The sequence below is a fragment of the Wolbachia endosymbiont (group B) of Silvanus unidentatus genome, from assembly GCF_964028615.1.
Taxonomy (GTDB): Bacteria; Pseudomonadota; Alphaproteobacteria; order Rickettsiales; family Anaplasmataceae; genus Wolbachia.
Genome location: NZ_OZ034795.1, coordinates 342473 through 358011, shown reverse-complemented (window position 1 = coordinate 358011; position 15539 = coordinate 342473). Strand labels below are relative to the sequence as shown.

At 34.4% G+C, this 15539-nt stretch carries 9 protein-coding genes; 4 read left to right on the top strand and 5 right to left on the bottom strand.

Annotated features, from left to right (window positions below; translation table 11 throughout):
* Positions 1 to 2 precede the first annotated feature (2 nt).
* Positions 3 to 1499, top strand: coding sequence for a recombinase family protein (locus tag ABWU65_RS01570; RefSeq protein ID WP_353280121.1), 1497 nt, complete (start codon positions 3 to 5; stop codon positions 1497 to 1499).
* 271 nt (positions 1500 to 1770) lie between these two features.
* On the opposite strand, the gene ABWU65_RS01565 is transcribed toward ABWU65_RS01570, so the two are convergent.
* The 5 genes from ABWU65_RS01565 to ABWU65_RS01545 form a co-directional block, all read right to left on the bottom strand.
* Complete coding sequence (locus ABWU65_RS01565; protein ID WP_353280006.1) at positions 1771 to 3930, bottom strand: ankyrin repeat domain-containing protein; 2160 nt, start codon at positions 3928 to 3930, stop codon at positions 1771 to 1773.
* 247 nt (positions 3931 to 4177) lie between these two features.
* Positions 4178 to 5215, bottom strand: coding sequence for an RDD family protein (locus ABWU65_RS01560; RefSeq protein ID WP_353280005.1), 1038 nt, complete (start codon positions 5213 to 5215; stop codon positions 4178 to 4180).
* A gap of 1114 nt (positions 5216 to 6329) precedes the next feature.
* Positions 6330 to 9854 carry a cytoplasmic incompatibility factor CifB gene (locus tag ABWU65_RS01555; RefSeq protein ID WP_019236548.1) on the bottom strand — a complete coding sequence of 1175 codons (3525 nt, stop codon included), beginning with the start codon at positions 9852 to 9854 and terminating at the stop codon, positions 6330 to 6332.
* Between the two features lie 53 nt (positions 9855 to 9907).
* The gene (locus ABWU65_RS01550) at positions 9908 to 11383 is read right to left on the bottom strand and encodes a hypothetical protein (protein WP_019236549.1); all 1476 of its coding nucleotides are present in this window, start codon (positions 11381 to 11383) and stop codon (positions 9908 to 9910) included.
* A gap of 115 nt (positions 11384 to 11498) precedes the next feature.
* Positions 11499 to 12407 carry an Rpn family recombination-promoting nuclease/putative transposase gene (locus ABWU65_RS01545; protein ID WP_019236550.1) on the bottom strand — a complete coding sequence of 303 codons (909 nt, stop codon included), beginning with the start codon at positions 12405 to 12407 and terminating at the stop codon, positions 11499 to 11501.
* A 120-nt stretch (positions 12408 to 12527) separates the two neighbouring features.
* Between ABWU65_RS01545 and ABWU65_RS01540 the strand changes: the two genes are divergently transcribed.
* From ABWU65_RS01540 to ABWU65_RS01530, 3 genes are all read left to right on the top strand, one after another.
* Positions 12528 to 13439, top strand: a complete 912-nt coding sequence (locus ABWU65_RS01540) for a helix-turn-helix domain-containing protein (RefSeq protein WP_264336145.1) — start codon at positions 12528 to 12530, stop codon at positions 13437 to 13439.
* Positions 13440 to 13609: 170 nt separating this feature from the next.
* Entirely contained in the window at positions 13610 to 14266 is a 657-nt protein-coding gene (locus ABWU65_RS01535; protein WP_264377317.1) for a RadC family protein, read from the top strand.
* Between the two features lie 106 nt (positions 14267 to 14372).
* Complete coding sequence (locus ABWU65_RS01530) at positions 14373 to 15494, top strand: hypothetical protein (protein ID WP_019236553.1); 1122 nt, start codon at positions 14373 to 14375, stop codon at positions 15492 to 15494.
* Positions 15495 to 15539 lie beyond the last annotated feature (45 nt).

Genomic DNA, 15539 nt, shown 5'->3' with positions numbered 1-15539 from the left:
AAATGCTAAAAGAAGTAAGATGTGCAATATATACGAGAAAATCAAATGAAGATGGTCTAGAACAAAAATTTAATAGTCTTGATGCGCAACGTGTAGCATGTGAAAAGTACATAAAGAGCAGAGAAGGCTGGGTAGCATTGGCAAAAAGGTACGATGATGGTGGATATTCAGGGAAAAATTTAGAAAGACCAGCAATAAAGGAATTATTTGAAGATGTGAAAGCAGGGGAAGTAGATTGTGTAATAGTATATACGCTAGATAGGCTCTCAAGAGAAACAAAAGACAGCATAGAAGTTACATCATTTTTTAGAAGGCATCGAGTAAATTTTGTAGCAGTAACACAGATATTTGACAATAATACGCCAATGGGAAAATTTGTACAAACAGTATTGTCAGGAGCAGCACAACTAGAAAGAGAAATGATAGTAGAGAGAGTAAAAAACAAAATAGCAACATCAAAGGAGCAGGGATTGTGGATGGGTGGAACTTTGCCGCTTGGATATGATGTAAAAGATAAAGAATTAATAATAAATGAGAAAGAAGCGAAAATAGTAGGGCACATATTTGAAAGATATTTGGAGCTGAAGTCAATGGCAGAACTAGCAAGGGAATTGAATAGTCAAGGTTACAGAACGAAATCAGATATCTTTAAAAAGGCAACGGTGAGAAGAATAATAACAAATCCAATATATACGGGAAAAATCAGACATTATGAGAAAGAGTATGAAGGAAAACATGAAGCAATAATAGAGGAAGAAAAGTGGCAAAAAGCGCAGGAATTGATAAAGAATCAGCCATATAGAAAAGCAAAATATGAAGAAGCTCTGCTAAAGGGAATAATTAAGTGCAAGAGCTGTGGTGTAAATATGACACTGACATATGCAAAAAAGGAGAATAAGAGATATCGATATTACGTATGCAACAATCATTTAAGGGGAAAAGGTTGTGAATCAGAAAACCGAAATGTAATAGCAGGAGAAGTAGAAAAAGAAGTGATGAAGAGAGCTGAACAGCTATATGAAAATTGGACAGAAAAAGCAGAAGAATGGAAAAATTTAAGTTTTGGAAAGCAGAAAGAAGTAGTGAAGAAGTTAATAAAGGGAGTGATGGTAAAAGGAGAGGTGATAGAGGTGAGTTCAGAGAATAAGGTAGAATTTATACCAATAAAAAAGAAAGGAAACAAATGCACATTAATCGAACCAGAAGGAAAAACAAATAATGCGTTACTGAAAGCAGTGGTAAGAGCCCATTCGTGGAAACGGCAACTAGAAGAAGGTAAATACGCAAATATAAAAGAGCTGAGTACCAAAATTAATATAGGTACAAGACGTATACAGCAAATTTTGAGGTTGAACTATTTAGCACCAGAAATTAAAGAAGATATAGTAAGTGGAAGACAGCCAAGAGGTTTGAAGTTAGTGGAATTGAGAGAAATACCGATGCTGTGGAGTGAGCAGATGGAGAAGTTTTACGGGTTTAAGCAAGCTGTCTGCCAGTAAAAAATAAGATAATTTCTTTAAAAGAAGCTATAAATTATTAACTAAATACTCAAATCCCCTGCCATTTTCCCCTTAATTTAAGCTTATAAAACTTTTAGCATTCCAGAGAAATCCTTACCTATTAAGAATTTAATAAACTATCCAAAATAACGACAAAGAGGACACATAATATTACATACCATAACAAAAGCCTCTTTTCTGACCTCCCACATTAAAACTGTATACCATACAGATACACTTTCAAGTTTGGTATGGGAGGTACAGTAACTATTTATTTCCACATTCCAGTCTTGTTACCACTGATTTTCACTTCATCCATGTCAGTGTTAGGATCTCTAAGATCTTCTTCAGCCTGTTGTATAGATCTTATAATCATGTTCTCATCTATGTTATTCAACCTCATCGACTGTTCTCTTGGTGACAAAAGATTTTCATGAATTGGTTGCTTATGTTGTGTTTTGTTAAACAGACCAGTGGCTAGAATGCCTAGCATGATTGTGTTATTTACTACAGTAGTATTTATTTCCGGTACGGCTGTAACAGTAGTATTATCATGCCCTCTAGAAGTAAGTAGAGCTGGAGCTTCTGTAGAACCCTTAACCCAATTGACAATACTGCTCATCCATAATGGTAGCTTACTTGTCCCATTTATGGGCTGACTCAAGTCTTTAGATTCAATACTACGGCGGTTACGACTAGCACTTAAACCTCGTAGATATTCATCAATGTTGCTCTTCTTTACAAGGTCTAAAGGTGTTTTATTATCATCGTTTTTAGCATTAACATCAGCCCCTTTCTCTACAAGGTATCTCACTACATCTAAGCGGCCATTGTTAGCGGCGTTATGTAAAGCTGTGTTTCCATAGCTATCTTTAGCATTAATATCAGTACCATTTTCTATAAGATACTTCACCATATCTAAATTACCATTCATAGCGGATGAGAGCAAAGCTCTATTGCAATGCCCTTCTCGAACGTTAATATCAACTACTGACTCTATAAGATATTTTACTACATCTAAGTGACCTTTTTCAGCAGCTAAATGTAAAGGTGCATCTCTATATACATTCCTAGCATCTAAGTCAGCCCCTTTTTTTACAAGATATTCTACTACATCCAAGTGACCTTTTGCAGCAGCTAAATGTAAAGGAGTGTAGCCATAATCACTTTTAGCAGCCATTAAATCAGTGTTTTCTACAAGATATTCTACTACATCCAAGTGACCTTTTTCAGCAGCTACGTGTAAAGGAGTGTAGCCAACATTATTTTTAGAATAAATATAAGCTCTTTTTCCCATAAGATACTTTACTATATCTAAGTGACCACATCCAGCAGCTAAATGTAAAGGTGTATCACCATATCTATTTTGATCGCTAACATAAGTACGTTCTTTTTCCACAAAATATTTTACCATACCTAAATCACCTAGCGCAGCGGCTGAGTGTAAAGATACGTATCTATACCTGTCCGCAGCGCACTTTCCATCTGTAACACGTGGCGCTTCTGTAACTTGTTGTACTTCTGTCGTAACATGCTGTCCTTCCGTAGTATGTTGCCCTTCTGTAGCCTGTGGTACTTCTGTAACTTGCTGCACTCTCTCCGCAAGATATCCAACTATATCTAAGTGACCTTTCTGAGCAGCCCTTTGCATAGGAGTTTTGCCATTACTATCAGTAGCTTTTGGGTTAGCGCCCTTCTCTATAAGGTATTTTACTATATCTAAGTGACCTTTTGCAGCAGCCAAGTGAAGAGGAGTGCTATAACCCCATCCGCCTTGATAAACATCAACATCAGCCCCTTTTTCTATAAGGTATTTTACTATATCTAAATTACCTTGCTTAGCAGCCAAATGCAGAGGTGTGTAGCCCATTTCATTTTGAGCACCAATGTCAGCCCCTTTATCTAATAAAAACTTTGCTATATCTAAAAGACCTCTCCTAGCAGCTATATGCAAAGGTGTTTTACCATGATTATCTTTAGTATTTATATCAGCTCCTTTATTAATGTACTCTTTAACCTCATTAAGATTAGATCGTTTTACAGCATTAATTAGCTCTAAGTTAAGCTGTTCTAGAGACATCACTGTTTGGCTATTTTGAGTAGTAGCCCCCTGTGACGTTCTGTTGTAAATAAGTTGATCTTCATAACCATCAAAATAATCTGCAGCCTCGCCTACTATTTCCCGATCTCTCTCCCTATTCTTCTTCGTATTCCACCTATTCCGTACACGCTGTTTATTTAAACCTTTCTTACCTTTTTTACTTCGCTTTGAACGACTAAGTTTAACTGTATCATCTATTAGCCCACTTACCCCTACATCACTAATTTTATCACTAAGACTTTTTTGCTTTAAAGTGCTAGACCGTAACAACTGAATGGTATTATCTCTTGTAGCTGTGCCACCAGTTGACTGTTGCTGACCTATACCCATTTCACCCTCCCTTAAGTGTAACTAAAAAATTACCCCCACTATAAAACTAAATGATTGTAAACAATTTATGTAAATACTAAGTATAGCCTTACTTGTAACGCAGATATTTTTAATGTCAACAATTTTTTTTGACAAATTCCACATGGATTAGAAAATTGATTTTATTGCAAGAAATCACGTAGTTTATTTGGCATTGAAAGAATCACATCAACCACAGTAGGCATGTAACGTACAGCAAGGAGAAAAATTATCTTGAAGATTTGTGATATATTGCCACTGTCTTTGCAATTTTATCATGAAAAAACTGTTTACGTTGATCAGATATTGCACACATAAAAATTAGCATTATGGTCATAAGGATTAAATCTGGTAAAGGATCAAACCACCATTCATAAGCAAACATAACAGAAAATCTCCTCATAATGAATATGGATGAGCAAATCACTTCAAACGAAACGCACCGGATTATTGCTTGTGTTAGAGTGACATTTTCAATTGTATCTGCATCTTTTATACGAATACGGCACAGCAATTGTCCTGGAGTGCCACCAAATCTTTTCACCATTAATACTTCTAAAAGAATTGATAGCAAAATACGTAAACACATGATCAATACTTTAAATTTAAAGGGTAAAAAAGTCATTTCTGCAAGAAAAAAAACAAAGACTAAAAGAGTTCCCTTAATAATGAAATGATCAATAATATATGCTATAGCGCGTCTAGTGATCCCCACATATACACAGTTTAATTTTGGATAGCATTCTTCAGATCTATAATCCATTACTACTGTTTTTGCAATTTTATCGTAGAAAAACTGCTTACGTTGATCAAATATTACAGGCACAAGTATTAGGATCAATATTGGTAAAATTAAAAACCACTCATAAGTATCAAAAAATACAAACAAAAACGTCTTGAAAGTGCTTCTTATTACTACTTGCATAAAAGCAATATTTTTCAGTGTGGTTGCATCCTTTATGTATATACCAAATAGTAATTTTCCTGGAGTCCAACCAAGTTTTGTTATCATTAATACTTCTAATGCTATATATACTAAATCTTCCAATAATATATCTAAGTCTTCTAATATTTCATATCGCTCTGATATAAGGTCTGTATCAGTATCAGTATCAGTATCAGGAAAGATATAATTAAAAAAGTTAGTAAAAGATTCTTCTGGTAATATAAATGAAATTAATAAAAAAAAGAAAGAACAGCAGACTAGGAATATTGCTTGGTCAACTAAATACGCTGCAATACGTTTAGTAACTTTTGCATAGTTCATTCTAACACCCATTTGTGTACCCAACACCATTATCTAATGTTATTATGTTAGTGCTTAAATAATAGTAAAATTGCTGCTGGTTGAAAGCATGAAAAATATTTACATTCATATAGAGAACATGGGTTCCTTTAGCATCACAACAAATTGAATTATTTACTTCCTCCAAAAGACATAAAAAATGATCGTGTATTTGTGAGAACGCGTTGTGTAAAAATGGGGTTATAAAAGTAAAAGCTTGAAATTATTTGCACCGAAGCTAGGTAAATTAGTTCATATGTGAATTTAGCTGAAGTAGGCTATTATAGCTGGTTTTGCGGTATAGTAAAATTACTATATAGAAAAGTTCGCACGTATCGTTTGGTAGTCCAATCCATACCAAAAAAACTTGTTCTCACCGCACTTGGTTTTGAGCGCTGAAAATGGTTGATTTACTTGAGATATTAATAATATAGTTTACTGAATTAATAGTAATTCATTTGAGAATAAAAAGAAAAATTTATGATAATTTTACATTTCAAATCGATATTGTTCTTTTTATAAAAAATATTCCTATACTGCGCAAGGTCAAGTTTTAACCACATCAATTTTTCTTTCAAATTAAATCTTATCTTTTACAATGGGTCTTACGTTTAAATTATTTGATACCCAAAATTAAGGAAGCCATTTTAAACGGCACACAACCTCAGCATCTAAAACTAGCTGATTTGAAGGAAATATCACTCTCATGAGAGGAGCAAATGAAGGTGCTTTACGGACAAGAGTCTTAATAATAGTCTTCTATATTATTGTTAATAAACACCACCATAAAATATCTTACTATTACCCACAAATAAAAACATAGTATTGTATTTACTCAAATAATTTAATTTTATTAACCTGAAAGCTTATTGGATTAAAATTATTAAACTAAGAGTTATAATTTTAGCAACTAAAAGCTGTAAATTGCACCATATAAACAGTTATTTCAAGCAAAAGTTATGCCATTAAGAGCTACGCAACAAACATTTATATTTGTGGGTAATAGTAAGATAAAATATGCAGAAACAACCTAGAAGACCGATTACAACCAATGCGTAAATATAGAGTAAAGAAAACTTCATCCACCTATTAACTTCTACCTACTACCTCTACTATTGCTATGGTTATAAACTCTACTCACTCCATCAATTTTATCTAATGCAGACTGCGGGTTACCAAAATCAATTGATATCACTCTTTCTCCGCCTAATTGTAATGCTCCTCCACCTCCACGCTGTGGGTATTGGAGTCCTAAAAATTGTAATAGTAATGGATCAATTTCATGTTGAATTCCTGGATGATCTTGAATCAGTCTACCCCTAGGAGAAGATAGAGGATCATTTTGGAATAATTGTGAAATATTTCTTCTCCGATTTTTAAAGTATTGTTCATTTCTTTGAGATTGTCTAGTGTCATTTCCAATGCCTACACTAAGAAGACCACGTATATAACCTATAATACCCTCACCTTTCTCTCCAAAGTTATTATTTCCCTGTAAAGCTTGATCAATAGCTTGGTTAATATCCCTAGCATTTTCGTATACCCATATGCCACAATTATGGCCATCTGTTTGCTGATGAACGGAAACATTATGGACATTATCATCGTTAATATCACATTCTCTTAAAGCTCCTCGAATATTATTGTCAATACCACTATCTGGACCAAGTGAATCAGCATAATACCCATAATAATTTCCATTTTGGTGTACAATAACTAATGTAACCCAATGACGATTACCTACATTAATAATAGCAATTAATCTATCTTTTTCACCCGAATCTACTTTTTGTTTAAAGTTAGCTATGTGACTACTTAATAAGCCCCTACCTGTTGGATCATTTTGATTTCCATCGACTCCTACTGAAGTTATTGTAAAATCATGACGATTATTAGTTGGATTAGATCGATCATCATAGAAAGTATATTGTTGTGCAGCGAAAAACATGTCATGAGTTTGTAGCCAATAACGATAATTTTGATTATCTGTTGCAAAGTCTAGTGCAAGTAGATCATGCACATCTTCTATCTCACGAGCGTTGTTTCTACGAAGGATAGCATTTATTTGTTGTAATATTCCTTGTGCTGTAGGAGTACCACCTCCCCTTATTCTTGACTTTAATGTTTCTATTACCTGTGCTCTAGTACCTTGCAAGTAACTAAACGGAACATGTAGATTGTCGCCTATATCAAGCAAAAAAATCGAATTTTGTCCTGGTGCTTTTTCTTCGTAAAAACGCCTAAAGTTTTCACGAGTCTGATCTGATAATAGACCTTCTGGTGGATTCTCATCAATAACACTTTCAGGTCCCACTAATCCTCCTGGTCTTGAACCGCGAACATGACGATCAAGCTTGTGTACATACTCTTCTCTTCCTATCCCTTCTGGGAAAAGTATAAGATTACCTGCTTCGCGTGCATCTCTATTAAACACAATAGGAAACAAAACCACCTCATTTCCAGAAGTAATAGGTATAAATCCTCTGTGTTGTTTCTTAAGTCTTCCGATTTCTTGTCTCGCATCATTTTGCTGTTGTCCTACTTCTTCTGCATTATTAGCAAGTCTTAACACATATCCAATTGGGTGAGTATCTAGGTCATTCTCTCTAGGTTGTCTTAATAATAAAAGATCTAATCTCTGTTCTGTAATTCTTGTGAGTATTACCCTTTCTCCTTCTTCTTCCTGCCCCCTTTTTAAACTATATGTTTGACCAACTTTATACATAGCAAGCACTTTATAAGGATTATCACTAGCATAAAATGTACCATGTAGTATAGAACGGAACTTATCCTCACTATTAACATTTATTGTATCCACAAGCGGCATCAATGCTCCAGAGATCTCTTGAAATAATCCTCTATGCTGAGCTATATTTTTCCAGCCATCATTCACAACTTGATTTAAAGTATTATGTACATTTTCAGTATTGGGCACTTGTACAAGATCACCAGCAAGAAAATTATTTGCATTATTATTTTGGTAATCGTGATATAAACCAAGGTCATTTGGTAGATCAATATCTAGTTCAAGTTGATTATTAAGTGTGCATGAAACTTCCCACACATGAACATCATTTCCATTAACATTAAGAGTCTGTAAATTGATGGCTCCTTGTTGTTGCGCATCGTGAGCTCTAATATGAAGTATAACTATATCAGAACCTTCAGCATGAAAGACCATAGTTAAACATCTTAAACCCTCATCACCATGTCTAAATATGTACTTTGTTATAGGTGCTTCGTCTTCCTCTTCTAGTTCTAAAGGGTGCCTATCAAAAGCACTACTTCCAAAAGCAAAGCCAGTTATGCAATCAAATATTCTATTATAATTCTCTGCATTTCTTGGTATTTCAGCAGGAAGATGGTGAAGCAAGAAATCTCTAACATTTTCTCTAATGCCTTCATTCTCCAAACACTCAAATAATCTTTGTACTAAAGGAAATCTATCCTGTTGAAGTTCTACTGTATCAACACTAAAAGGATCTAGATCTAAATTAAAATTTAATCCAACACAGACAGTATTTCTTGATTCAGTATGGATAGGTATAAATGAAGAAGTGTGTAACCTTCCAGCGTAGCCTATGGCACAGTTTAATGTAACATCTGACGGTGTGTCAAATATAGCAAGATTAATAACAATAGGAATATTTTCTCTTTCTGCTTGATGACGTACAAGAAATGCAACATGTGTGTTTCTAGGAGATAAATCAAGATCGATGCCTATTGTATAGCGATGACTAAAATTTGCTAAGAAACCTAATAAAAACCCGTGACCCTCAAATCTTTGATTGCGATTTTCAATATTATTTTCCAGTACTTGTCTGTAATTATTATAGATGTCAGTTATGTATGGCAAAATTTCTCTGCGTATTCTATCTCTTACATCTTGTCTTCTATCACTCGCTAGCATTTCCATAAAATTATCAATTCCTTGTTGACCCTGTGCTACTTGCGCAAAATTGACCAACCTACCAAGTTGTCTACGCTGATTTTGATTGAGTTGTCTTCCTTCTATTTCCTTAATTGTTAGTCTGTGATCTCCTAAGAGCCGTCTAATAAGATTGATTTCAGATGCTGAATATTTGGCAAATTTATCCCTACCTTGACGATCTTTTTCACGAATTACCTCGAATACCGTTGCAATTGCCTCTCCCTGACTCTTGCCCTTTCCGTGCATGCATACTTTGTATTGCTCAAAATTTAGGTCTTCTTCCCTTAAATTTGGATTTTGCCGTCTAATCTCTTGTACTAGAGCATTTCTCTCCCTTGTACTGAACCTCAACCCATCACTATTAGGACGATCAGAAATACTGTAGCATCTGACAACTTGCTGTCCGTCACGATAAACAGCAACTTTTAGGTTTGCCGTATTTCGATTTTCACCATTACGTGGATTAACACCATGGTTATCAAAACGAAAATAGACTCTCTCATTTGCATTTAAGATATTAGCATCATGTGCAGTAGAAAACATACTAAAAAAGAATACAGGAAGGAAACGACCTGCACTTACATGATACAAGAAAGATGGACATTGATCTAAAAAAGATTCAAATCCTTGTCTGAATCCTTCAAGATCTCCATCCACCAAACTCCTAATAAGTCCATCACCATTACTCATACAAAATACCCCTTATTTACTACGACCAGAAACACCAAGAGTTCATAAGTGGATTACTTATTACCACTAAGCGTAAAGACGCTTTTTTTCTTATAAGAAGAAACACCACTTACACTAGGAGTTCCAAGCTCAGACTGCGGACTATCATCAACTGGCAAAGTTGTTTTCTTACTACCATGAGCTTTAGATCGTGATCGCAAATTACTGCAAGGACCATCACCTACAGGACCAGGTGGTAAAATTGTTTTCTCTAACTCAGAGAATAATTCTTCTGCAAACAGACCGTAATCTACATTTACTCTTTTACCTTCCCTACCGCATAATCTAAGGTCTCTTATTATTAGTTTTTTAAAGAGCTCAAACTTTTCAGGAAAGCAATCTTTGGCAAATGACATCATATCTAATATTTCTTTTTTCTCTATTTCTTTTTCTTCATCAGTCTTATAAATGTCTTCTCGTCTCCAATTGACTATTAACTCTGCAAATACACCACTTGTAGGAACTGTATAATTAGAAGTATTAACAGCAGCTTTTCTGTATTGATACAAGCTACCACATTCCCAAAATTCCATAATAAGAGATCTAGCTTGAACATTTGATTCAGGATTTTTCAACATCACATCTGAAAGAGAGGAAAGAAAAAGCTCATAGTCTCGCTGTGAGAATATTTTGTCCGAACAGTCTCCTCTTGCTGAAACTTCTTTATAACACCAGCACTGTACCAAATCATGAACCGTATCAAAAAAACATGACTCTATTAATTCAGCAAAAAGGGAATATACTCCTTTATCTTTCTGTGATAATTTCTGTAAAAGAGTATCTTTATCGACTATCTTATTTACACAAAAATCTAAAATAGGGGCGTCTTTCTCAACAGATTGAACGCGAGAAAGAGCAAGAATAGCTTCTGTGAGCTTCTTTTCCTTATCTTCTTCTTTTAAATGATTATAAAAATACTCTACCCCTTCACTCCACTTAAGTTTTACAGCACTGTCAAAACCTTCTACTGCATCATACTTCTTTAATTCCCCAGATTCTCTATCGATCCAGAAATCAAATACAGGACCTTTCCTCTTTATGCTATCTAGTAACGAGTTTCGTACGTATTTGCCAAATTCAGTTTCAGTTTTACCATCAAATGCACCAGGAGGAAACTTGTTCCTATAAGATTCAAATCTTTTTTGAAAGAGAGGATGAATTTTATCCACTACACAGTAACTACAAGCCATCTCATATTTGCGAAGTGGATTATCTATTCCACCTATTTTTTCTTCAGTAAACCTTTGACCTAAAGCAGCATTATCCAACCTTACACCTGACCAGCAACCTTCATCTTGAAATACATTGTGCAAAAACTTCAACTTATCACCCTTAAAGTATTTTATGTGCTCCATAAAGTTATCTTGAAGGACTCCCACCCATCTCTTGATAGCTGACTTCCTCCCGGCAACAACTGCTGGATCTGGATGTTTAATAGCTTCCTGTAATTTTTTGGACATCGTAGCCCGAAGCTCTTTCTGTGTTGGCATTATCCCCCCTATTAAGTATTAACAGTGTCATGTAAAAAAGGCATTATACAGAAATTAGAATGGATTGCAATATTAAAATTACCAGAATAGAGGGTTTAATAAAAAAACGTTATGGCTAAAACTTCTTTTCTTGAATTTTCTCAATATAATCAACAGAAAGACCAGTAGTTTGAGTTATAATGTCAATAGAAACTCCTGCTTTAAGTAGATTCTTTGCAACCTCAATTTTCTCTGCTTTTCTGCCTTTTTCATGGCCGATTTGGATGCCTTCTTGTCTACCTTTTTGAGTGGCATCATCGAGTTTTTGAGCGAGGACAGCCTGTTCATCACGAATACGCTTTATCTCTTGTTCATAGGCTATAAATTCTTTTTCTGACCAGTTGAACCTATTTAATTCATCATATGCTAGCTTTATTATCGGAGCTTCTGCTGCTATCTTTTTTAGATCTTCTTCAGTTGTATCTTCTGCGTATTTAAAAAAGAAACACCATCTCTCTGTAGTATTCTCTAATTGCTCTACCTTATTTTTTGTAAATTTAGGCAACTCAATAAAGACAAATTGTAAATCTTTCAAGTAATGCCCATTGGTTTTGATATCGCGTATATTATGAGTAGAAATATAGTCAACTTCTTCAGGCAGAAGGTTACAATTGGAAATAGCAATAAAGAAGACTTTCTGAAGATGAATGTAATTACCAGATTTATCTAATTGCCGAGAGTAAGCTTTAGCAGCATAAAGTTGAGCACGTTTCTCAAAGCCTTTATCACGAGCGAGTTGCATTTCGATAACAAATCTATTACCAATAGAGTCTTTGCAAAGAACATCAACAATGCTTTGTTTGTCAGAGGCAATTTCAGGATCCATAATGGTACTAAGGAATTCAATTTCCATTATTTGATCAGAAGTAGAAAAACCTAAGATATCGTTGAGGAAGTGAATTAAGATATTTTTATTCTTTTCAGAGCCAAAGATACGGCGAAATGCGACATCATTCTTGGGATCCAGAAACTTCGAGAGAGCCATAGCAAGAGTACCTAAAAAGCATTAATAATTATACACAATTCTGAAGAAATATTCAACTAAAATGCAAACATAGAAGTTTTTGTATATCTTTGTTTGGTAGTATTAACATGTATAATATTTATGGCAAACATCTCAATAAGGTATCAGATAGCACAAAAAGTAAGGAACTGGAGGTTAAAGCGAGGATATACTCAAAAAGATTTAGCGAAGAAAGTCAGTGTAACGTATCAAGTAGTACTACAATATGAAAAAGGAACACGTAAAATTTCGATTGAAAAGTTGTATGCTATAGCAGAGATATTGTCGATTGGTATTGTAGACCTAATTCCTGTATCAAATGAAAAAATCTGTTTTGAAGATAAGGGAGAGGAAATATTAAATCTAGTAAGAAAATATAAAACGATTAATGATCAAGAGTTGCGCAAGGTGTTTTACTTGCTAACAAAATTTACCCGAGTTGGTGAGAAAAGTAGTAAAAAAGCAGAGAAAGTAAAAATTGCAAAGGGCCTGGTTAAAGCAGGGATTTCTGTTGATATTGTTTCACAAGCAATTGGCCTCTCTGCTGATGAATGTGTTGAAGAAAAAATAGGTTCTATATACTGCAAAATAGGAAAGAAGATAAAAGAATGGAGACTAGTGCGGGAATATACTCAGAAGGATTTAGCAAAGAAAATGAGTACAACACGTGACGAAATAAGCAATTATGAGCAAGGAAGAGTTGCTGTTCCACTTGATAAATTATATGCAATAGCAGAAACATTATCGATTAGTATTACAGATCTTCTAATAGAGGAAGGTAGTAAAGTAGAAAATGAATTACCGAATTTAATTGAAGAATACAAAAAGATTGAAAGCCAAGAACTACGTAATGTACTAATAAAATCTATGTTTAAAAGCATACAAATTTGTGAGGAGAAAATTAGAGAAGAAGAAAGAATCAAAATTGCAAAGAACTTAGTTAAAAAAGGAATTTCTACCGATATTATTTTGCAAATAACAGGCCTCTCTTTAGGCGAAATTCAACAAATTTAAGTAAAAAAATCAGTATCTATTAACATCTTTACTTTTTAATGAAAAAATAAGTAAAAAAGATTGAAAAATTGATTTGACTTCACTCGGAAGCTATGGCTCTATGCCAATGCTGATAAAAAAACAGCAGTAAATATTTAAAAAAAGTTTGTTGTTAGTGAAGGGTAAATTATATGAATAAAAGTAAAGAAGAAATAGAATTCAGAATATTAGAAAGCAAAGGCAAAGCACTACTTGATCGTGAAATAATGGAAACGTTTCTAAGTGCAGTACATGAAAGGCCGCAAGCTCAAGAAATTGCTAAAAATCTGGTGAATACTTATACGGGAGTAGGAAGGATTTTAGGCCGAGAAATGGATGACCTGAAAGTCATAGAAGGAGTAACTGATTCTTCAATAGCAATGATTATGTGCGTTAAGGAAACACTAGAAAGGGTACTGAGAGAAAAGCTCAAAAGTGAGCCAATAATGGACTTACAAGGGCTAGTAGAGTACTTAAACGTAAGTATAGGCCACTCAGAAAGGGAATGTGTAAAAATACTGTACTTGAATAAAAGGCGTCAACTAATTGGAGAAGAATCCTATATTGGTGAAATGGAAAAAGCACCAGTATACATAAAGGAAATTACAAGAAAAGCATTAATAAAGAATGCAACATTAGTAATAATGTCACACAACCACCCTGGGGGAAGTTTAGAACCTTCAGAAGAAGATCAAGAAGTAACAAAGAGCTTAGCAGCAGCATGTAGTACTGTAAGCGTTAGATTATTTGATCATATTATCATTACAAGTGGGGGTTATTTTAGCTTTCGAGAAAACGGATTGTTATAGCAGAAAGTATTTGCAAATCTGCTCACTATAATTTATAATGAGTAATATAATGTATAATAACAAAGTTTATTGTACACTTAAAAAGTATTTTTAATATGAGGTTTATATGACTAGTAAAGATCAGAATAAAAAGACTAATGTTAATCACAAGAAAATATTTGGTGCTCTTGAAAGCGTTGATATAGAGCAGTCTAAATTTGTGAGTAAAATTAATAGCCAGAAGGAGATAAAACTGGAAGATACAATGCCTTTCCCTAGCAGAAACGTTCAAATCAACTACGGAAAAGGACTTGATTATATATATGGCACAAAACCTGTAAGTGATCAAGAAGATAAAAATCCATTTGCCTCAGCTTTGCAAAAAATAAAGCCAAATACAGAGAAGCTGAGCTGGTTTAAGAGTTCTATAGTAGAGGCAAAAAACGTAAATGAATTGCACAAAGTTATAGACAAAGTACTAGCTTCTGGAGCAAGGCTAAATGCATGTAATGATGGAGAATGGAGCTTCGCGGAATATGTGATACTGGGCACACATTTTCATAAATTTGATAAGGCTGATCGTAAAAAGCTAATACGTAAATTAATGCTAAGTGGTGCAGAGTTTCATGATACTCTACTGCAGAATAAACTGATAGGTGAAATCTATAATGAGCTACAGCCAGAAGTTCAGCCACAGATAGATAAGCAACTAGAAGAGCTAGAGGAAGCTGGCGAAAATGCTGTGCAAGAAGGAGAATTAATAGATGTTGAGATAGATAATACAACATCGTATATAGAATTTTCTGGGAATAGTAAGGTAGAGGTAGCCAAAATACTGGAAGCAAACAGAAAGTTAGGAAGTAATATCTTAAAAATTGGTAATGATGCAGTTGAAGTTAAAAGTGAGAAGGGAGGTATAAGAAACTATACCGATATTTCAGATGGCAGCTCTATCATGTTAGAATTTCCTACAAGCATTGGTAAGCTAAATATTATATTGTACCAAGAGGCAGATCAGGTGCAAGTGAGAGTAGAAAATAAGGAAATGTGGGCTGAGTTACAAAAAAGAGGCGAAGAAATAGGAAAAAACTGTCTCTTTGGAGGAGTGAAACTTAAAGAAGCGGTAGAAAGAGGTAGTTTCACTAGATGTGGCATATGGAGTGAAAAGCAGAAGGAAGTAAGTGAAAAATTGTTTTCATGGGCAGACAAAGTACGTGAAAATAGTAAAGAAACTTGTAGGGCACTTTAATTTAAAGGTTCCAGAGTCTGGCTATTATATCTGGAGCCTTTGAGC